The sequence below is a fragment of the Streptomyces sp. NPDC001920 genome, from assembly GCF_053594495.1.
Genome location: NZ_JBSFEP010000003.1, coordinates 459,528 through 478,018 on the forward strand (window position 1 = coordinate 459,528; position 18,491 = coordinate 478,018).

At 71.0% G+C, this 18,491-nt stretch carries 16 protein-coding genes; 10 read left to right on the top strand and 6 right to left on the bottom strand.

Annotated elements, in window-relative coordinates; translation table 11 throughout:
- Window positions 1-17 precede the first annotated feature (17 nt).
- Window positions 18-512: a DUF1877 family protein gene (locus ACWCPI_RS07340; protein WP_451037155.1), complete on the bottom strand. Its 495-nt coding sequence runs from the start codon at window positions 510-512 to the stop codon at window positions 18-20.
- A 166-nt stretch (window positions 513-678) separates the two neighbouring features.
- On the opposite strand from ACWCPI_RS07340, the gene ACWCPI_RS07345 reads away from it, so the two are divergent.
- Entirely contained in the window at window positions 679-1,074 is a 396-nt protein-coding gene (locus ACWCPI_RS07345) for a hypothetical protein (RefSeq protein ID WP_451037156.1), read from the top strand.
- Window positions 1,075-1,147: 73 nt separating this feature from the next.
- On the opposite strand, the gene ACWCPI_RS07350 is transcribed toward ACWCPI_RS07345, so the two are convergent.
- Together ACWCPI_RS07350 and ACWCPI_RS07355 are read right to left on the bottom strand one after the other, a co-directional pair.
- The gene (locus ACWCPI_RS07350) at window positions 1,148-3,781 is read right to left on the bottom strand and encodes an FG-GAP-like repeat-containing protein (RefSeq protein ID WP_451037157.1); all 2,634 of its coding nucleotides are present in this window, start codon (window positions 3,779-3,781) and stop codon (window positions 1,148-1,150) included.
- A gap of 307 nt (window positions 3,782-4,088) precedes the next feature.
- Window positions 4,089-4,973 carry a septum formation family protein gene (locus ACWCPI_RS07355; protein WP_451037158.1) on the bottom strand — a complete coding sequence of 295 codons (885 nt, stop codon included), beginning with the start codon at window positions 4,971-4,973 and terminating at the stop codon, window positions 4,089-4,091.
- 264 nt (window positions 4,974-5,237) lie between these two features.
- Between ACWCPI_RS07355 and ACWCPI_RS07360 the strand changes: the two genes are divergently transcribed.
- The 4 genes from ACWCPI_RS07360 (at window position 5,238) to ACWCPI_RS07375 (ending at window position 9,140) form a co-directional block, all read left to right on the top strand.
- Window positions 5,238-5,855 carry an RNA polymerase sigma factor gene (locus ACWCPI_RS07360; protein ID WP_451037159.1) on the top strand — a complete coding sequence of 206 codons (618 nt, stop codon included), beginning with the start codon at window positions 5,238-5,240 and terminating at the stop codon, window positions 5,853-5,855.
- Window positions 5,856-6,099: 244 nt separating this feature from the next.
- The gene (locus ACWCPI_RS07365) at window positions 6,100-6,969 is read left to right on the top strand and encodes a hypothetical protein (RefSeq protein WP_451037160.1); all 870 of its coding nucleotides are present in this window, start codon (window positions 6,100-6,102) and stop codon (window positions 6,967-6,969) included.
- A 396-nt stretch (window positions 6,970-7,365) separates the two neighbouring features.
- Entirely contained in the window at window positions 7,366-8,028 is a 663-nt protein-coding gene (locus ACWCPI_RS07370) for an RNA polymerase sigma factor (RefSeq protein ID WP_388810084.1), read from the top strand.
- Window positions 8,028-9,140: a hypothetical protein gene (locus ACWCPI_RS07375; protein WP_451037161.1), complete on the top strand. Its 1,113-nt coding sequence runs from the start codon at window positions 8,028-8,030 to the stop codon at window positions 9,138-9,140. The genes ACWCPI_RS07370 and ACWCPI_RS07375 overlap by 1 nt, the downstream gene beginning before the upstream one ends.
- Window positions 9,141-9,368: 228 nt before the next feature.
- Here the strand turns inward: ACWCPI_RS07375 and ACWCPI_RS07380 are convergent, their stop codons facing one another.
- Window positions 9,369-10,184, bottom strand: a complete 816-nt coding sequence (locus tag ACWCPI_RS07380; RefSeq protein WP_451037162.1) for a L,D-transpeptidase family protein — start codon at window positions 10,182-10,184, stop codon at window positions 9,369-9,371.
- A 148-nt stretch (window positions 10,185-10,332) separates the two neighbouring features.
- Between ACWCPI_RS07380 and ACWCPI_RS07385 the strand changes: the two genes are divergently transcribed.
- On the top strand, window positions 10,333-11,913 hold the full coding sequence (locus ACWCPI_RS07385; RefSeq protein WP_451037163.1) for an acyl-CoA mutase large subunit family protein: 1,581 nt from the start codon (window positions 10,333-10,335) through the stop codon (window positions 11,911-11,913).
- Between the two features lie 99 nt (window positions 11,914-12,012).
- Window positions 12,013-12,585: a Uma2 family endonuclease gene (locus tag ACWCPI_RS07390; protein ID WP_451037207.1), complete on the top strand. Its 573-nt coding sequence runs from the start codon at window positions 12,013-12,015 to the stop codon at window positions 12,583-12,585.
- Here ACWCPI_RS07390 and ACWCPI_RS07395 read toward each other — a convergent pair.
- Window positions 12,582-13,994: an FAD-dependent oxidoreductase gene (locus ACWCPI_RS07395; RefSeq protein ID WP_451037164.1), complete on the bottom strand. Its 1,413-nt coding sequence runs from the start codon at window positions 13,992-13,994 to the stop codon at window positions 12,582-12,584. The genes ACWCPI_RS07390 and ACWCPI_RS07395 overlap by 4 nt on opposite strands.
- 73 nt (window positions 13,995-14,067) lie before the next feature.
- Here ACWCPI_RS07395 and ACWCPI_RS07400 point away from each other — a divergent pair, with 73 nt between their 5' ends.
- The 3 genes from ACWCPI_RS07400 (at window position 14,068) to ACWCPI_RS07410 (ending at window position 17,148) form a co-directional block, all read left to right on the top strand.
- The gene (locus ACWCPI_RS07400) at window positions 14,068-14,718 is read left to right on the top strand and encodes a TetR/AcrR family transcriptional regulator (protein ID WP_451037165.1); all 651 of its coding nucleotides are present in this window, start codon (window positions 14,068-14,070) and stop codon (window positions 14,716-14,718) included.
- Window positions 14,719-14,821: 103 nt separating this feature from the next.
- Window positions 14,822-15,808 carry a glycosyltransferase family 2 protein gene (locus ACWCPI_RS07405; protein ID WP_451037166.1) on the top strand — a complete coding sequence of 329 codons (987 nt, stop codon included), beginning with the start codon at window positions 14,822-14,824 and terminating at the stop codon, window positions 15,806-15,808.
- Window positions 15,805-17,148, top strand: a complete 1,344-nt coding sequence (locus tag ACWCPI_RS07410; RefSeq protein WP_451037167.1) for a polysialyltransferase family glycosyltransferase — start codon at window positions 15,805-15,807, stop codon at window positions 17,146-17,148. Before ACWCPI_RS07405 ends, ACWCPI_RS07410 begins: the two co-directional genes overlap by 4 nt.
- A gap of 67 nt (window positions 17,149-17,215) precedes the next feature.
- On the opposite strand, the gene ACWCPI_RS07415 is transcribed toward ACWCPI_RS07410, so the two are convergent.
- On the bottom strand, window positions 17,216-18,376 hold the full coding sequence (locus ACWCPI_RS07415; RefSeq protein ID WP_451037168.1) for an acyltransferase family protein: 1,161 nt from the start codon (window positions 18,374-18,376) through the stop codon (window positions 17,216-17,218).
- Between the last annotated feature and the right edge of the window lie 115 nt (window positions 18,377-18,491).

An 18,491-nucleotide genomic window follows, 5' to 3' on the forward strand; every position in this document is an offset into this window, starting at 1 on the left:
CGTCGCCTCCGGCGTGGTCAGCTCACCAGCCACTTGACCACCGCGTCGCCGTGGTGCGCCGACTGCGCGTAGAAGGCGGTCAGGTCGCGGTGCGTCGCGGCGAAGAGGCCGCGGACCTCGGGCTCCGCGTCGGACAGGCGGTACGGCCGCAGCAGCTTCGTGCGCGCGCGCTGCCACAGGTCGTCGAAGTCGGACGCGCTCAGGTACGCGGCGACCCCGGTCACCTGGGCCGCGGTGAGCAGCAGGAACGGCGGCTGGGACGCGTCCGTGTGGGACAGCGGGTGACCGCCCAGGACCACCTGGGTCCGGGGGCCCTCCGGCGCATGGTGCGGAGGAGCACCGCAGTAGAGGAGCTCGACATCGCCGTACTGCTTGTCGAGCACTTCCTCGCGGTGCCGGCCGATCCGGTCCCGCACGGTGTTCCAGTCGTCCTCGAACAGGCGCTGGAACCAGGAGGCGCTGTTGCGCAGGGCCGAGGGTGGCACGGCGCGGAGATGGAAGTACATGCTCATCAGTGACAGGAGCGCACGGCGGCGGCGAAGCGTCACTCCCGGGTAAACCCGGCCGCTGGGGGAGTCCTGTGACCGTCCTGGGGGCGGGGTGCGGCGGTCCTGCACCGGTCCTGGGCAGCCCGGGGATCCGCGTGACGAAAAGTGACCGGGCCGCGCTGCCAAGTATGTGACGACTCAAGCGGAGACCAGGCCCTCAGCTGCGACGAAGCCGGTGCGGTGGGCGGCGGACGCCGTGTCGGTGATGCGTGAGGGGGCGCGGCTGAGGCTCGACTACTCGGCGCAGAGCCTGTGGCGGGTCGACCGGATGATCGACCAACTGCGCGGCGAGGGAACGCCGTACGCCGCCGTCGAGACCACGCTGCGCGGACTCGGCGCGTACGCCGGTGAGGTGATCGCCCGTCAGACGGGCGCCGAGTGGTGGGCGTCCGGCGGCGACCACTGGATCCGTACGCCCGACGGGCGACTGTGGGATCCCATCGACGAGGCCCGCCGGTGCTTCGCGGGTGACGGCTCGCTGCGGCTGCTGTGCCGGGACGCCACGCAGGGCGGGTCCGTGCGGTAGGGCGGGCCGACGGAATCCGGCCGGGGTCCCGTGAATGGGCGGGACCCCGGCCGGTTCGGCTTTCACCCGGCGGTCATGGCGTCAGCGTCTGGCCGAGGTGGGCGTCCGTCGGCGTGCCCAGCACGGTCTTGCTGTAGATGACCGCCTGGCTGTAGCCGAGGCCCGTGCTGTTGCTCGGGAGGTACAGGACGATGCCGTCCGTGCCGTCCTCGCCCTGCGCGCCGAGTGTCAGGTCGGCGCGCCCGTAGCCGGACAGGTCGGTCAGAGAGACCGCGGAGCCGAACAGGTCGCCGCCCTCCGCGGTGCCCGGGACGCCGGACGTCTCCTGCGAGATACGGATCGAGCCGGTGCCGGTGAGGCCGGAGGCGGTGCCTTTGACCAGCAGCACGTCACCCGCGTCGGACTGGTTCACGCCGCCACGCGGGAAGTCCTCGCCGGGAACGCCGGTGAGGGCGTCGGCGAAGCCGTCGGCGTTGTAGTCGCCGACCGAGACGGAGGCGCCGAAGTCGTCACCGGACTCGTTGCCGCCCGCGACGTTCGTCGTGTCCTGGTGGATCGTGGTCATGCCGGTGGTGGTGAAGCCGGTGGACGTGCCCGGGACCATGGTGATCTGGCCGCCGGACCTGCCGCCCGACTCGGCGGCCACCGGCTGGCCGATGACGATGTCGTCGTAGCCGTTGCCGTTCACGTCGCCCGCGGCGAGGGAACGGCCGCCCTTGACGGAGAGCACGCCGGCCTTGGTGAGGCCGGTCGCCGAGCCGGCGAAGCGGACGATCCGGCCGATGCCGCCGGTGTCGCGGTAGTTCAGGGCGACGTCCGCGTAGCCGTCCCGGTTGAAGTCGCCGGTCGCGGCGTCCAGATGGGCGACGGAGCCGGTGGCCGTGGTGAGCGTGCCGGCCGCGGTGGCGCCGCCGGTGAGCCGCGCGTGCCAGTTGCCGCCCTTGCCGGTGCCGGCCGCGAACACGTCCGCCTTGCCGTCGCCGTTGAAGTCGCCGACGGTGACCGTCGAACCGAGCTTGGCGCCGGTCGCCGTGACACTGCCCGACGTGGTGTACGAGAACCCGGAGCCGAGCGCCGGGCCGTAGAGCACCGTGACCGAGCCGCGGTCGGCGTGGCCGCTGGTGTCGTCCTCGCCGGGCGCACCGATGGCGAGGTCGGCGTAGCCGTCGCCGTTGACGTCGCCCCATGCGGTGGCGGCGCCGAAGTTGTCGCCGGACTCGTGGGAGCCGGGGACGCCGGTGCTGTTCTGGGTGAGCGTCACCTTGGCCGCGGTGACCGGGCCGTCGATGCCGCCCGGGAGGACGGTGAGGGTGCCGCCGTTGCTCAGCGCGCGGGGCGTGCCGGCGACCAGGTCGCTGATGCCGTCACGGTCGAAGTCCGAGGTGGCGAGGGCGTGCGAGATGCCCGGGGCTTTGGCGACCTGGGCGATCCGGCTGAGCTTGGGGTAGAGGTTGGCGCCCGGGCAGGCCGTGGAGTTGGTGTCCCGGTGGCCGAGGACCCGGGGCAGGGTGACGGACGTGCCCTGCGGGATCTTGTTGCCGCTGTAGCCCTGCGGGACTCCGGACGTCAGTGTGACCTTGCCGGTCGGGTCGATGCCGTACATCCCGAACTTCCAGGCCACGATCCGGGAGATCGCGTCCATGCCGGCGCGGCTCGGCGCGGCCGTCTCGAAGTTGCCGATGTACGAGATGCCGACCGTGTCGGTGTTGAACCCGGCGTCGTGGGCGCCGGTCACCGGCAGTTCCATGCCGCCGCTGCGACCCTCGAAGATCTGGCCGCACTTGTCGACGACGAAGTTGTAGCCGATGTCGAAGTAGCCCTGGCTGATGTGCGCCTGCTGGATGGAACGCAGCCGTGCCCGGGACTCGGCGCAGGACAGGGTGTTGTCGCTGTCGACGCCGGTGTGGTGGATGACGGCGGCCTTGATCTCGCTGCCGTATTCCGGGGTGCCGTCGTACTCGGTCGACGCGCCCCACTCGGTCTGGGTGATGACCGGCGGCTTGACGACCGTCGACGGCCGGGGGGCGGGGACGGTGGAGGTCGGGGTCGGGGAGGCGGTCGGGGACGCCGAGTCGGTGGGCGTGCCGGAACCGGTCGGCGTCGGCTCTCCCGGCGTGGTGGGGGTGTCGGTCGGCGTCGGCTCTCCGGGTGTCGTGGGCGGGTCGGTCGGCACCGGGGACTCGGTCGTGGGCGCCGCGGTCGTGGGCTCGGCGGTCTCCTCCGCCGCGAACGCGGCCGGCTTCAACTCGTCCCGCGGGTCGGTGCCCGGGTCGAGCAGTTTGACGTCCATGCCGGCCGGCTGGCCTCCGGCCTCGGTGCCGTCCGCGTCGACGATCCGCACCTCGATGCCGTCGGCGTCACCGGTCCACACCGACTCCGTGCCACCGCGCAGGGCGGCCCGCTCGCCCTCGGCGCCGTCGGCCTGGCTGGGCTCGACGGTCACTCGCTGCCAGCCGGACCACTTGCCGGTCCTGAGGTCCCGGGTGCGCACCTCGGGGGTGCCCTGGGCGCCGGCCTGGGGGTCGTTCCAGGTCAGCACCACCGCGCTGAACCGGCTGGTCTCCTGCTTCGCCAGGCCCTTGCGGCCGGAGCCACGGTCCTTCAGCTTCAGCGTGTGCACGGACGGCTCGCGGCCGCCCGCCTCGGCGTCCGCCGGCGCCGGCTGGTCCGCGATGGCGTACGTGACGACGCCGGCGCCGCTGAGCACGACGGCTCCCAGCGTCAGCCAGGCGCGTCTCTTGAGACTGAGCGGTTTGTACGCACGGGTCCTGCTAGGACTCAACTGTCCCACCCCTAGGAAATGGTCACGAAAGCATCACCTGTCACACAGGTGGCATCAGGACCAGCGCATGGTGATCACAAAACGTCACTCGCGCATGCGTTCGTGGCGAGCCGACGGGGAGCTCGGGGCCACGAGGTGGTGGGGCCATGAGGTGGTGGGGCCACGACGGTGTGGGGCCACGAGAAAGCGGGGCCACGTCCGTGTCGGACATGGCCCCGCCTCTTCTCGGGCGTCAGCCCGCCCAGACCTCGGCCTCGTCGGCCGGGACGGTGGTGGCCAGGCCCAGCTCCTTGCGGGCGGCGACCGTCTTGTTCGGGTCGATGCCGGTGAAGGCCGGGTCGTAGGCGATGTAGAACGTGTCGGTGTCGGCGGCGTTCGCCGCCTTCTTCCACTGCGCGGCGGTCTTCTTCAGCTGCTCGCGCAGCTTGCCGACCTCCGCGCCCTCGATGCCGTCCAGGCCGGCGAGGTGCTTCTCCAGAGCGGCGGCGACGGCCTTGGCCTGCGCCTTGTAACCGGGCAGGTCCTCCTCGACGGTCTCCTTCTCGGGCTGGTTCGCCCACAGCGCGTCGTAGACCGCGTTCGAGCCGTTCAGATACGTCTTCTGCTCCGGCTTGAGGGACTTGCCGGCCAGTGAGCCGGTGAACTTGCCCGACTCCTTGGTGTACGTACAGCTCACGGCACGGTCGCCGGTCTGCCAGCTCTGCTGGGTCGGCGTGTAGTAGAAGAGGGAGACCCCCTTGGAGAGCGCCCAGGTGTCCGGGGCGTACTTGTTCGCCTCGACCGGGCAGCGCTTGTCGGCGATCGCCGAAACCTCGGCCTCGCCGGGGTACTTCTTCACTCCGGTGATCTGGAAGTCGGCCACGACCTGGCCCGCGTGTGCCTCGTCGCAGGGCACGATCTCGACGAGTATCTCCTCGCCCTCGCCCTTGGTGTTCGGGTTGTAGCAGTCCCCGACGTTCAGCGTGAACACGGACCGCTGACGGGCCACCTTCTTCGCGCCGTCCTTGGCGCTGTCGACGGCATCCGAGACATCCGAGCAGCCCGCCGCGCCGATCGCGAGCAGTGCGACGGCGGCGGAAATGCCGCGAAGGGAACGATAAGGGGCACGGATTGCCATGACGTGTACATCCTCTTATGGGAACTTTATGCGAAACGCGCGCATCGTATGCCATTGCCGTGACGGGGCCGTCACACGGCTCCCATGGCGTCACGGCGTCTCTGACTGCCGATGGGCCGCGATGGTTGTAGCCGGGGGCGGGCGAGGCGTGCCCTGTGACACTTCTGTGAGCCCGAGCGCTGTTGACCGTGGAGGAGCGTGGGCAAGGGTGGCCGTACCCGAAGGTGCGGATTCGCTACGAACCGGTACGGACGAGGACAGTTCTTGGGCCGAGGAGGGGAACCCCGTCGGGTGCACGCCTACGACGGGGAATTGGGCGCGGCCGTCGCGCGGGCCCAGGACGGTGACGAGGCTGCCTTCGCGGTCGCGTACCGCTTGGTGCAGCCGGGACTGCTCGGGTATCTGCGGGGCCTGGTCGGCAACGACGCGGAGGACGTGGCGTCCGACGCCTGGCTGGAGATCGCCCGGGACCTCGGCCGGTTCAAGGGCGACGGAGCCGGGTTCCGGGGCTGGAGCGCGACCATCGCCCGGCACCGGGCACTGGACCATCTGCGCCGGCAGAAGGTGCGGCCCCGCTCGTCGGCGCTGGAACAGGACGTGCTGGATCTTCCGGGTCCGCACAGCACGTACGACCAGGCACTGGAGTCGCTGTCCACGGAGTACGCCCTGGAGCTGGTCCGCGGCCTGCCGCGGGACCAGGCGGAGGCCGTGCTGCTGCGGGTCGTCGTCGGTCTCGACGCGCCCGCCGCGGCACGCGTCCTCGGCAAGCGCCCGGGCGCGGTGCGGACGGCCGCCTACCGGGGTCTGAAGCGCCTTGCCAAACAGCTGGGCGTCGAAGGTGTGACGGAAGACGGCCCCCGGACGCTGGGGGAATCGAAATGAACAGTGTGGGTGACGGCGGCGGCCCGAGCGGCGCGAGCGGCGCAGCGGCGCTTCGCTGAAGCGAGCGGAGCGAACGATGAGTCGTACGGCGTCCTGGTGACGTACAGGGCTACGGGACTCGTGAGCCACAGCCGTCACATGGGTCACACAGGTCACGTGTGCTTCTCCGGCCAGGAAAGGCCCGGAGACCGCGCAACGCCCCCAGGGGCACATCGGGCAAGGTCGGACAGGAACGGGAACGGACATGGGTGAACAGCAGAGCGGCGGTGGGTCCACCGGCCGTCGGCGTGTGCACCCTGACGGCAGGGTCTCCGGCCCCGGCCCGGCCCTGGCGCTGGACGAGGCCGAGCTGGAGGCGCTGCTCGTCGCCGCCGTGCTGCGCGGGCACCGCCCGGACACCGAGGGCGAGCAGCGTGCGGTGGCCGCGTTCCGGGCCGCCCGGGCGGCGAGGGCTGCTCAGACCGGCACCCGGCGCCGGGACGACTGGCGGCCCCGTGAGCAACGACGTCTCGCGCGCTCGGTGAAGACCCTGCTCTCCCTGTTCGCCGTGAGCCTCACGCTGGGCGGAGTGGCCGTCGCCGCGATCGGCTCGGCCGACGCGCCCGACACCTCCGCCGGCGACAGGGGCCGGGCCGCCTCGTCGTCCGGCGCCCCCGACCGTCCTGCCGCCGGGGACTCCGCCGGGCCGTCCGATGCCGGGAAGCCGGCCCACCCCTCCACCGCTCAGGACACCGAGGCCAGGTGCCGTGCCTACAGCCAGGTCGAGGAGCGCGGGAACGCCCTGGACGCGGCGGCCTGGGAGCGCCTCGTCAGTGCGGCGGGCGGTGCCGACAAGGTGAAGGCGTACTGCGCCGAGCAGCTCGCGGCCGCCAAGACCGGGCCGAGCCAGGCGCCGGACGGGAGCGGGGCGCCCCAGAACGGGCAGGACCGCGGGGGCGAGCAGGACCGCGAGGGTGAGCAGGCGCCGGGCGAGGGTGCCGAGAACAGCCCGGAGGACAGCCAGGAGAACAGCTCCGACAGGAACGCGGAGCAGAATCCCGAGAACAGCTCGGAGCAGAGTTCCGAAAGGGACTCGGGGCAGAACTCTGACCAGAGCTCGGAGAAGAAGGGCTGACCCCGCGGCCCACGCCCGGGTTACGTGTCGCAGTCGCAGTCGCAGTCGCAGTCGCAGTCGCAGTGCGTCCCTGCGTTCACCGCTCCCGCGGTCACCGCTCGCACCGATCGCCGGCGCCGAGGCGACGGCCGGGGCCGCCACCCCCCACAGGAGAGGCCCCGGCCGTCGCGCGGCACGGGCCGCGCGGCGGCCCGTACTCTCTACAGCGCCGTGACTGCGTTTTCTGTCACACCCGAAGGGACACATTCCCCGTTTCCCGGGTAGTTGCATGTTGTACGGACATGGACGAGCAGCGCTTTCAGGCCGTAACGTGCCTTTCGCGCCGGACGCGGAGGGTGTAAGACCACCGCAACGACCTGCGGTCTTCATGCCGCGACCATCAATTTGAGGTATCCAGTGCTGGGGGACGACGCGGAGCTGACCGCCGCGGTGCTTGCGGCGCAGGACGGGGACGAGACCGCGTTCCGGACTGTGTACCGCTCCGTGCACCCGCGGCTGCTCGGGTACGTACGGACGCTGGTCGGCGATCCCGACGCCGAGGACGTCGCGTCGGAGGCGTGGCTGCAGATAGCGCGCGACCTGGAGCGCTTCAGCGGGGACGCGGACCGCTTCCGCGGCTGGGCCGCCCGAATAGCCCGCAACCGCGCCCTGGACCACATACGCATGCGCGGCCGCCGCCCCGCGATCGGCGGCGACGAGACGGAGCTGACCGGGAAGGCGGCCGAGTCCGACACCGCGGGAGAGGCCATGGAGGCCCTGGCCACCGACGGCACCCTCTCCCTCATCGCACGGCTGCCGCAGGACCAGGCCGAAGCCGTCGTCCTGCGCGTGGTCGTGGGGCTCGACGCCAAGACGGCCGCGGAGACGCTCGGCAAGCGGCCGGGTGCCGTACGGACGGCCGCGCACCGTGGCCTGAAGCGGCTCGCCGAGCTGCTCGGCGACGATCCGGAATCGACCGGGGTGCTCGACGCCCTGCCTCCCCAGCGAGAACCGCGCGGCCGCGCGGTGACGTCCGCGAGTGTGACGCAGACGCGTTCGCGGACGCAGAAGGATGTGTGATGGCCGACGAGCAGTACAGGTGGCTGGACCGCGAAACGGCGGAGCGTTTGCTGCGCGGAGAGTCACTCGAAGCTGTCGACGCGGCCGATCGCGACCAGGCCGAACGCCTCGCCAAGACCCTTGAGTCGCTGACCGTCGAACCTCCGCTGAGCAGCACGGAACTGCCCGGAGAGGCCGCCGCGTTGGCGGCGTTCCGCGCGGCGCGCGCGGGTCATGACGACGTTGCCATGCCGGTCGGCCACCGCTCCGCACCGGGCGCCTCGCCCGCCCTCGACGGCGGGCTCGTCCGGATCGGCCGGTCCGCCCCGGCCGCCCGCCGCCCCCGCCGGGGCCGTCCCCTGCGCCTCGCCCTCGCCGCCGCACTGGCCGTCGGCATGGTCGGCGGGGTCGCGGTCGCGGCCGGAACCGGAGTCCTGCCGACGCCGTTCGGCGGGGAGGAACCGGCTCGCCCGGCCGCCACGGTCTCTGCACCGGCTCCGCATGAACGGACGCTCGTCTCACCCCGGCCGCGGAGCACCGAGCGCGACGGCGGCACCGGCGAGGGCGCCTCGCCGGGCTCCACGGGCTCCGGCGGCAACCGGGACACGGCACCCGGTGGTCCCAGCGGCGACGGCGACGATGCCGGCGAGGAGCACGGCGGGTCGTCCGACGGCCGGTGGCAGGACCTCGCCTCGTCCTGCCGCGACATGCGTGACGGCAGACAGCTCTCCCTCGACCGCCGCCGTGACCTGGAGGGTGCGGCCGGCGGCTCCCAGCGGGTGCCCAAGTACTGCAAGAAGGTCCTGGACCTCGCCGTCGGTGGTACCGGGGCGCAGCGGGACAAGGAGCGTGACCGGGACCGGGAGAGGGACCGGGGCAGGAGCCAGGACGAGGACGACTCCGGCGACCGGGGCGGCAAGGGCCACCACGGCAACCGCCCCGGAGGCTCGCACGGCGCCGGCCACTCCGGTCACGGCCGTGGCGGCGACCCCGGACGCGACGGCGACGGCAGCCGGCAGGATCCCCGCACGCTCGGCGCCGCGCACGCCCCGACCGTCGTGACCGCGCTGGTACCGGATCGCCTCGCCGCGCCGGCGCCCGTGACGGCGAACGCGTCGTCCGGCGCGCTCTGAGAACCGGAGCGGGCCCCCGCAAGTCGCTGACCTGCGATTATGTCGGCTCTTCAAAATTCCTCGCGCCAGGAGTGACACTTTCGGCCCCCGTGGCGCTGAACTGAGTGAGCCGACTGGTCATCGGCCGTCGCACAGAGCCGGGGTTCCCCCCGTACCTGCGGCTCGTGCATCGGCGCGGGCGGGACACGTTCCCCCGGTCCCGCCCGCGCCCCACATCCGCGTCCGGCCTCACCAGTGGACGACCACCTTGTCGCCGGTCCTCACCTGGGCGAACATCTCCGCGATCGCCCGCTCGTCCCGTACGTTGACGCAGCCGTGCGAGGCGCCGGCGTAGCCCGTCGCCGCGAAGTCGGACGAGTAGTGCACCGCTTGGCCACCGCTGAAGAACATCGCGTACGGCATCGGTGAGTCATAGAGCGTCGACACATGGTGCCGGGACTTCCAATAGATGCTGAACACACCTTCCCGTGTCGGTGTGTACTGCGACCCGAACCGCACCGGCACGGTCAGGACCGTCCGTCCGTCGATCATCCAGCGCAGCGTCCGGCTCGTCTTGCTGACGCACAGCACCCGGCCGGTCAGGCACCGCGCGTCCGGCGCGTCGGCCGGCTGGCCGCCCATCAGATACAGGTCCCACTTGCCGGGTTCGCGGGTCATCTTCAGCAGCCGACGCCAGGTGACCTCGTCCGTCCTTCCCGTCTTCGGCAGTCCCCGCTTTCCCTGGAAGCCCCTGACCGCCTGTTCGGTCAGGTCGTCGTAGGTCCCGGTCGGCCCGTCGAAGAGCCAGGCGATCTGCCGCAGCCGGGCCTGGAGCTCCCGTATGTCACGGCCCTCGTCGCCCCGCGACCACAGCACGGCCGGTGCCGCGGGCGGGTCCGGAGCGCCGGGTCTGTCGTCGGGCGGGGCCGACCTGGGCGACGGGGTGCCGTCCGGCAGCTCTATGCGCACGGGCGACCGCCGCTCTCCGTCCTGGCCCTGGACCGTGCAGCCGCACAGCGCCACGAGCGCGGCACCCGCGGCGAGTACGGCAGTCGATCTCCCCATGCCCCTGGTACGCATCCCGACCCCCGGCGTCTCACCGCGGCCGCCCCCGACCGCCCTGATGTCACCTGAGATGTTCCCCGCGGGTGACCGGTTGCGAACTACGGGGCATGGTGGGACACAGCGGTGAACGGCGACACGGAGGAACACCATGGCGCGCGAGTCGGAGTCCGGACTGCCCATCGAGCCGGTCTACGGGCCGGACGCGCTGCACGGCTGGGACGCGTCCGAGAAGCTCGGGGAGCCCGGCGCGTATCCCTTCACCCGAGGCGTCTACCCCACGATGTACACCGGCCGTCCCTGGACGATGCGTCAGTACGCGGGCTTCGGCACGGCGAGGGAGTCCAACGCCCGCTACCGCGACCTGATCGCACACGGCACGACGGGCCTCTCCGTCGCCTTCGACCTGCCCACCCAGATGGGCCACGACTCCGACGCGCCGATCGCGCACGGCGAGGTCGGCAAGGTGGGCGTGGCGATCGACTCGATCGACGACATGCGGGTGCTGTTCGGCGGGATTCCGCTGGACAAGGTGTCGACGTCGATGACGATCAACGCCCCCGCGGCCCTGCTCCTGCTCCTCTACCAGCTGGTCGCGGAGGAGCAGAGCGTCAGTGCCGACAAGCTGACCGGCACCATCCAGAACGACGTGCTGAAGGAGTACATCGCGCGCGGGACGTACATCTTCCCGCCGAAGCCATCCCTCCGCCTGATCGCCGACATCTTCAAGTACTGCCAGGCCGAGATCCCCAAGTGGAACACGATCTCGATCTCCGGCTACCACATGGCCGAAGCGGGTGCCTCGCCCGTGCAGGAGATCGCCTTCACCCTCGCCGACGGCATCGAGTACGTCCGCACGGCGGTGGCGGCGGGCATGGACGTCGACGACTTCGCGCCCCGCCTGTCCTTCTTCTTCGTGGCCCGTACGACGATCCTGGAGGAGGTCGCCAAGTTCCGCGCGGCGCGCAGGATCTGGGCCAGGGTGATGCGGGAGGAGTTCGGCGCGCAGAACCCCAAGTCCCTGATGCTGCGCTTCCACACGCAGACGGCGGGCGTGCAGCTGACCGCCCAGCAGCCCGAGGTGAACCTGGTGCGCGTCGCCGTCCAGGGCCTCGCGGCGGTCCTCGGCGGTACGCAGTCCCTGCACACCAACTCCTTCGACGAGGCGATCGCGCTGCCGACCGACAAGAGCGCCCGCCTCGCCCTGCGGACCCAGCAGGTGCTGGCATACGAGACGGACGTGACGGCGACGGTCGATCCCTTCGCGGGCTCGTACGTCATCGAGAAGATGACCGACGACGTCGAGGCGGCCGCGGTGGAGCTCATGCGGAAGGTCGAGGACCTCGGCGGTGCGGTCGCGGCCATCGAGCACGGCTTCCAGAAGGCCGAGATCGAGCGCAGCGCGTACCGGATCGCCCAGGAGACCGACTCCGGTGAGCGGGTCGTGGTCGGCGTCAACCGCTTCCAGCTGGACGAGGAGGAGCCGTACGAGCCGCTCCGCGTGGACCCGGCCATCGAGGCCCAGCAGGCGGAACGGCTCGCGAAGCTGCGGGCGGAGCGGGATCAGGGGGCGGTGGACACGGCCCTCGACGCCCTGAAGAAGGCGGCGGAGGGGGAGGACAACGTGCTGTACCCGATGAGGGAGGCGTTGCGGGCTCGGGCGACTGTGGGGGAGGTGTGCGACGCCCTGCGCGAGGTGTGGGGCACCTACGTTCCCTCGGATGCCTTCTGAGCTGGGCGATTCCCTCGAATGGGCGATCGAGGGCGGAAATCGCCCGCCCCCGGTTACGCTCGTGGAGGGTGTTCCCGAAAGGAGGGTGCCGTGGCTGTGATGCTGCACGAGTCGTCGCTTGCCGATGCTGCCGACCGGCTCTGGGAGGAGCTGCCCGGGCACCGGGTGGAGATCCTCAACGGGAGCATTGTTGTGACACCACCGCCGGATGGGGCGCACCAAGAGACGCTGACCTGGCTCATCGAGGAGTTTCTGCGGATCAAGGCCAGGCAGGCGGGGCTCAGATACGTGCAGGGCATCGGCTTGTGGCTGCCGACCGGGCCGGACGATTACGCAGTGCCGGACTTCTCTGTCGTAGACGACGACTACAAAGACGCACTCGTCGAGAAGAACTGCTACGCGCCACACGTGTTCCGTCTGGTGTTGGAGGTGACCTCCTCCAACTGGACCAATGACACGGCCACCAAGGTCGACATCTACGCGCGGGCAAACATCCCCGTTTACCTTGTCGCCGACCGCAAACACGACGAGGTCCTTCTCTACCGGAACCCGACTGACGGCAAGTACCCCGACCCCGCCCGCTACAAGCGAGGCCAAGCCGTCCCCGTTCCCGAATCCGTCGGCGTCACCCCCGACCTCTCCGTAGACACCCTCCTCGACGGCGACGACTAACGAAGCCCGAACCGGCCCAGGTAGCCCACAAGCCCGGCCGCCTGGCCCCCGGCCCACCCCACATAACCGTCCGGCCGCACAAGGAACAGCCCGCTGCCGTACGACTCCTGCGCCCGCCCCCGGACCACCCGAACCGTCTCCGGAACCTCCGGCGCCTCCATGCCCACCGCCACCAACGTCCAGTGCGGCCCCCGGAACGCGTCGAAGAGGCGTACGCCGCCCAGTGTGCCGTCGGGGGCGCGATCACCCGCCCGTACCGGACCCGGTGTCGCCCGTGTCTCCTCCGTGAGGGTCGACTCGCGGTAGCCCAGGCCGAGTTGGCGGGTGGCCTCGCCGCGCCGTACCTCCCCACGGTGGACCCCGGTCGACAGGCCGAGCATGTCGGCGGCGATGGGGCGCCGCTCCTCCTCGTACGTGTCCAGCAGAGCGGCGTCCGCCCCGTCCCGCAGTACCGCCCCCAGCTTCCACCCCAGGTTGTAGGCGTCCTGCACGCTGGTGTTGAGCCCTTGCCCGCCCGCCGGTGAATGGACGTGCGCCGCGTCGCCCGCGAGGAACACCCGCCCGTCCCGGAACCGGTCCGCCAGAGCGGCCCGCGGCCGGAAGTCCGAGGCCCAGCGCACCTCGGTCACGTCCTCGGGGGCGAGGTGGGACCGGGCCGCGACGACCTTGCGTATGCCCTCCAGGGTGACGTCCACCGACGCCCCCTCCGCGAACCGGGCCACGACCTGGAAGTCCTCCGTACCCGCCAGCGGGCAGATGGCCAGGAAGCCCTCGCCCTCCCCCCGCGGCGGGAAGATGTGCCAGTTGTCGCGGTCCAGGCCCGTGATCCTGACGTCCGCCACCATCATCGGGCTCGGGTCGACGCTCTCCCCGGTCATGCCGACACCGAGGGCCCGCCGCACCGCCGAACGGCCCCCGTCGGCGGCGGCGAGGTACCGCGCACGGACGCTCTCGCCGCCCGCGAAGTGCGCGGTCACGCCCTGCGCGTCCTGCGTCACCCCCACGACCTCCCGGCCGAAGGCGACCTTCCCGCCCAGCTCCTGCAGCCGCGCGAGGAGGATCTCCTGCGTCCGCCACTGCGGCACCATCCACGGCTCGGTGTACGGCGAGTCCTCCGTCACCTCGGCCGGGTCGAACATTTGGTGCTCGCCCATCCGTTCGCCGTCCTGCCAGATCATCCCGACCGGATAGCCGCCACCCGCGGCGCGGATCGCGTCGAGCACGCCCAGGTCGTCGAAGACCTCCATCGTGCGCGGCTGGATGCCCTTGCCGCGTGAGCCGGGAAACAGCCCCTCGGCCCGTTCCACGAGCAGCGCGTCCACTCCGCGCCGGGCCAGGTCGATGCCGAGGGCGAGGCCGGTCGGGCCGGCGCCGACGATCAGAACGTCGATGTCCTTACCTGGACGCATCGGGCGATCCCCCTTAACGCTGTTAAGTTCCATGGGTCACGAGCGTGCCCTTAACGTCGTTAAGCTGTCAAGCGTGAACGCAGAACGCCGAGCACCCCTCGACCGCCACCGCGTCGCCGACACCGCCCTCAGGCTCCTGAACGAGGTCGGACTGGACGGCCTGACCCTGCGCGCCATCGCCAGGGAACTGGACGTCAAGGCGCCGGCCCTGTACTGGCACTTCAAGGACAAACAGGCGCTGCTCGACGAGATGGCGACCGAGATGTACCGCCGGATGGTCACCGCGACCCCCCTGGACCCCGCGGACACCTGGCGGGAACGCCTGCTCCGGTCCAACCGCGGACTGCGCGCGGCACTGCTCGGCTACCGCGACGGCGCGAAGGTGTTCAGCGGCTCCCGCTTCACCGGCACCGACCACGCGGAGCAGATGGAGGACAACCTGCGCCTGTTCACGGCCGCCGGCCTCACCCTCGCCCAGGCGGTCCGGGCGATCTCGACGACGTACCTCTACACGCTCGGTTTCGTCACGGAGGAGCAGGGTGTGGAGCCGGTGGCGGGGGAGCGCAGGGAGGGGTACGACGTGGCGGAACGGGCCCGGCTGATGGCTGACTTCCCCTTGTCGGCCCAGGCCGGCGCGGAGATCTTCACCGACTACGACACGCACTTCGAGGAAGGCCTGGCGGTGGTGATCGCCGGGATCGGGGCGCGATACGGGATCAGCTGACCGTTACCTTTCGTTCACCCGGTGGTCGGCGGGGAGTCGGTGTCCGGCGCCGAAGGTCTCCTACGGTCGCAGGGATCCCCCCGGAGAGAGCCCAGGTGTACGCGTGACCAACCGCCCCCCGACACTGTCCGTGATCGTTCCCTGCTACAACATCGAGTCGTACGTACCCGAGACCGTGACCAGCCTGGTCAACAACGAACGGGACGACTTCGAGTTCATCTTCGTCGAGGACCGGTCCACCAAGGACAAGACGTACGAAGCGCTGCTGACGCTGACGAAGAGACTCAGGAACAGCCGGGTGATCCGACACGAGCACAACGGCGGACTGGCCACCGCGCGCAACACCGGGATCGACGCCTCCGAGGGCCGCTACCTCACGTTCCTCGACGGGGACGACTGGCTGGCGCCGGGCTATCTCGCCGATCTGGTGGACGCCGTCGAGCGGTTCGACGTCGACTTCGTACGGACCGACCACGTCCAGGTGACAGGCGTCGAACGCACCGTCCACCGGGCGCCCGAGGGCCGCCGGCACACCCCGCTCGACCCGCGCACCTCGATCCTCCCCGTCGACGACACCACCATGGTCGACTACCCCTACGCCTGGGCAGGCGTCTACCACCGCCGCCTCCTCGACAGGGGCATGCTGCGCTTCCACGACGGTCTCAAGACCGCCGAGGACCGCCCCTGGATCTGGGACCTGCACCGCAGGGCCGAGTCCTACGCCGTGGCCAGCCTGCGCGGGGTCTTCTACCGCCGGGGCGTGGCCAGTTCGCTGACCCAGATCGGCGATGTGCGCCAGCTGGACTTCTTCCGCTCCTTCGACCTCGTCCTCGCCGAGCTCGCCGACGACCCCGATGTGGACCGGCTGCGCAAGAAGGCGCTGCGCAACTACTGCGTCGTCATCGCCCACCAACTGCTCAGCCGCGGCCGGTTCGAGCGCAGCATCGCCGCCCGGCTCAAGCAGATGGCCGCCGAGGCGCTGGGCCGGATGTCGGAGGACGAACTGGAGGAGGCCCTCGTCGGGATGGGCGAGGAACGCGTGTACATGCTGCGCCGGATACGGGGCGGCATGAAGGGAGTGGCGGCATGATCCAGCTGTTCTTCTCGGCCACGCAGTACGCGGCCGCGACCGTCACCGCCGCCATCCGCGCCGGCCAGTTCGGACCGCGCGAGGGCGTCCGCCGCATCCTCGTCGTCAGCAACACCTCCGCCGTCCCCGAGGTCGGCACCCCGCTGGACCGGATGGCCGGCTTCGAGAAGCTGCGCCCCGAGTTCGACGAGGTGCGCTCCTGGAACGAGTTCATCTCCCCGCACCATCCGGCCGGCTGGTCGCCGCGCGGCCAGGACACCCTGCTGTGGGAGAAGGCCGTACGCCTCGCCTGGAACCTGGGCGACGAGCCCGTGGAGATCGCCTGCGAGTCCATCCAGGCCAACCCCTCCCGCGCGGTCGCGGACATCTTCGCGGACAGCCCGATCCATGTGTACGCGGACGGCCTGATGAGCTACGGCCCCACCCGCAACCGCATCCCGCACGGCATGAGCACCCGTATCAAGCGCGTCCTCCACCTCGACCTGGTGCCGGGCCTCACGCCCATGCTCCTCGCCGAGTACGGCGTCGAGCCCGAGGCCGTTCCCAACGAGGCGATCGTCGACGTCCTCGCGGAGATCGGCGAGGTGGGCGCCGGCGTCCTCGCCGAGCGCCTCCCGGTCGACAACCCGCCCACCGCGGTCCTCCTCGGCCAGTACCTCTCGGCCATCGACCTGATCAGCCAGGACGAGGAGGAGCAGCTGCATATCCGCATGCTGCGCGCCGCCGCCCGGGCCGGCCACAGGGACGTCCTGTTCAAGCCGCACCCCAGCGCGCCCGCCGTCTTCAACGACTCCCTGGAGGCGGTCGCGGACGAACTCGGCGTCCGGCTCGCGGTGCTGAACGAGCCCGTGCTCGCCGAGACCGTCTTCGCCAACCTCAAGCCGAAGCTGGTCATCGGCTGCTTCTCCACCGCGCTGATGACGGCAGCCGCCTTCTACGGCATCCCGGTCGCCCGCGTCGGCACGGACCTGCTCCTCGAACGCATCACCCCGTACGAGAACAGCAACCGCATCCCGCTCACCATCATCGACGCGGCCCTGCCCGACGCGGAGCAGGCCGAACTCGGCGCACCGCTCGAACTCACCGGCGCGGCCGAGGAACTGGCGCCGCTGGTGCGCAGCGTCGGCTACTGCATGCAGTCCCGCAAGCACCACGCCCTGCGAGCCGAGGTGACCGCCTGGCTCACCGCCCACCTGGACCGGAACCAGCGCTACTTCAAGCGCCGTCGCCTGACCAGCCTGCGCCTGCCCGGTGGCAGCCCGGTGCGCGCGGAGGCACTGCGCCGGCATCCGGCGGTACGCAAGGCCGTACGGCAGCTGCGGTCGACGGCTCGCAAGTAGAAGAAGCGGGTGCACGGCAGTGGGGGCGCCCCCGGGTCACGGGGGCGCCCCCACTGCCTTTCGCGCTTCAGGACCGCACGGCGGGCAACGCCCTCTTCAGCTTCGGCCCGAACGGCTTCTCCACGAACCGGTGCATCAGGTAGGCCAGCGACAGCAGGCTCCCCACGGACAGCGCCAGTGTCGTGTACGAGCCCAGCCCGAGGCCCCGGTGCAGCACCCGGATGAAGAACCAGCCCAGGTGCTCGTGGATCAGGTAGAAGGGGTACGTCAGCGCCCCCGCCACCGTCAGCCAGCGCCAGTCGGCCCAGCGCGTCCAGCCCAGCGCCACCACCGCGACGGCGGCGAAGGCGAGGAAGACGACGGCCTGGATGACGTACGGGGAGCGGTGGAAGTCGCCCTGCTCAGCGGGGTGCCACAGCGCCATGACCGAGTAGCGCTGCCCCAGCAGGAACGACATGCCCACGATCCCCCAGAGCAGCAGGTCGCTGCCGAAGCGGTGGATCAGGTACAGCGCGAGGCCACCGACGAAGAACGGGGCGTGGTCGCGCATCACCAGTTCGTCGGTGAGCGGGTTGTCGGCGACCCGGGCGAAGGCACCGGCCAGCGTCCACAGGATGCAGAAGGTGACCACACGACGGTAGGTGACGCCCTTCCAGATCACGAACAACGCGAAGAGCACGTAGAACTTCAGCTCCACCCACAGCGTCCAGCACACGCCCAGCACCCGCTCCACGCCCAGCGGCTGCTGCATCATCGTCAGGTTGACCAGGAACTCGTCCGGCCGGACCGGGGCGACGACGACGGGCAGCAGCACCGCCGCGCCGGTCACCATGACGACGGCCACCCAGTACGCCGGGTACAGGCGGGATATCCGGGACCGGAAGAAGTCGCCCAGGCTGCGGCCCCAGCTGCTCATGCAGATCACGAAGCCGCTGATGACGAAGAAGAATTGGACGCCCAGGCTGCCGTAGGTGGACAGCTGCGACAGCGTCGGGAACACGGTGCCGGGGGACTGGTTCCAGGAGGCGGCGACCTCGCCGTTCTTGCCGGTGAAGTGGTACATGCACACCATCAGCGCCGCCAGCAGCCGCAGCCCGTCCAAGGCGCGCAGCCGGCTCTCCCCCCGGGGCCGCCGCACAGGAGGCCGCTCGGCGAGGACCTGGTCCAGCCGGGGTGCCGCTGGTGCCGGCGGTGCCAGCGGTGCCGTGGCCTGCTCAGCCGTGCTCATCCTGGGACCCTTCTCGTGGGGCGTCGAGTGAACGAACGCTATGTCCCCCCGACGGGTGGCAGGTGAGTGACGGCTGACGCACAGGGGGATCGAAGATGTCACCGTCATGAACGCC

Coding starts and splice junctions, on each gene's coding strand:
- ACWCPI_RS07340 (WP_451037155.1), bottom strand. CDS start 512: ATGAGCATGTACTTCCATCTCCGCGCCGTGCCACCCTCGGCCCTGCGC.
- ACWCPI_RS07355 (WP_451037158.1), bottom strand. CDS start 4,973: ATGGCAATCCGTGCCCCTTATCGTTCCCTTCGCGGCATTTCCGCCGCC.
- ACWCPI_RS07365 (WP_451037160.1), top strand. CDS start 6,100: ATGGGTGAACAGCAGAGCGGCGGTGGGTCCACCGGCCGTCGGCGTGTG.
- ACWCPI_RS07375 (WP_451037161.1), top strand. CDS start 8,028: ATGGCCGACGAGCAGTACAGGTGGCTGGACCGCGAAACGGCGGAGCGT.
- ACWCPI_RS07380 (WP_451037162.1), bottom strand. CDS start 10,184: ATGGGGAGATCGACTGCCGTACTCGCCGCGGGTGCCGCGCTCGTGGCG.
- ACWCPI_RS07385 (WP_451037163.1), top strand. CDS start 10,333: ATGGCGCGCGAGTCGGAGTCCGGACTGCCCATCGAGCCGGTCTACGGG.
- ACWCPI_RS07390 (WP_451037207.1), top strand. CDS start 12,013: ATGCTGCACGAGTCGTCGCTTGCCGATGCTGCCGACCGGCTCTGGGAG.
- ACWCPI_RS07395 (WP_451037164.1), bottom strand. CDS start 13,994: ATGCGTCCAGGTAAGGACATCGACGTTCTGATCGTCGGCGCCGGCCCG.
- ACWCPI_RS07410 (WP_451037167.1), top strand. CDS start 15,805: ATGATCCAGCTGTTCTTCTCGGCCACGCAGTACGCGGCCGCGACCGTC.
- ACWCPI_RS07415 (WP_451037168.1), bottom strand. CDS start 18,376: ATGAGCACGGCTGAGCAGGCCACGGCACCGCTGGCACCGCCGGCACCA.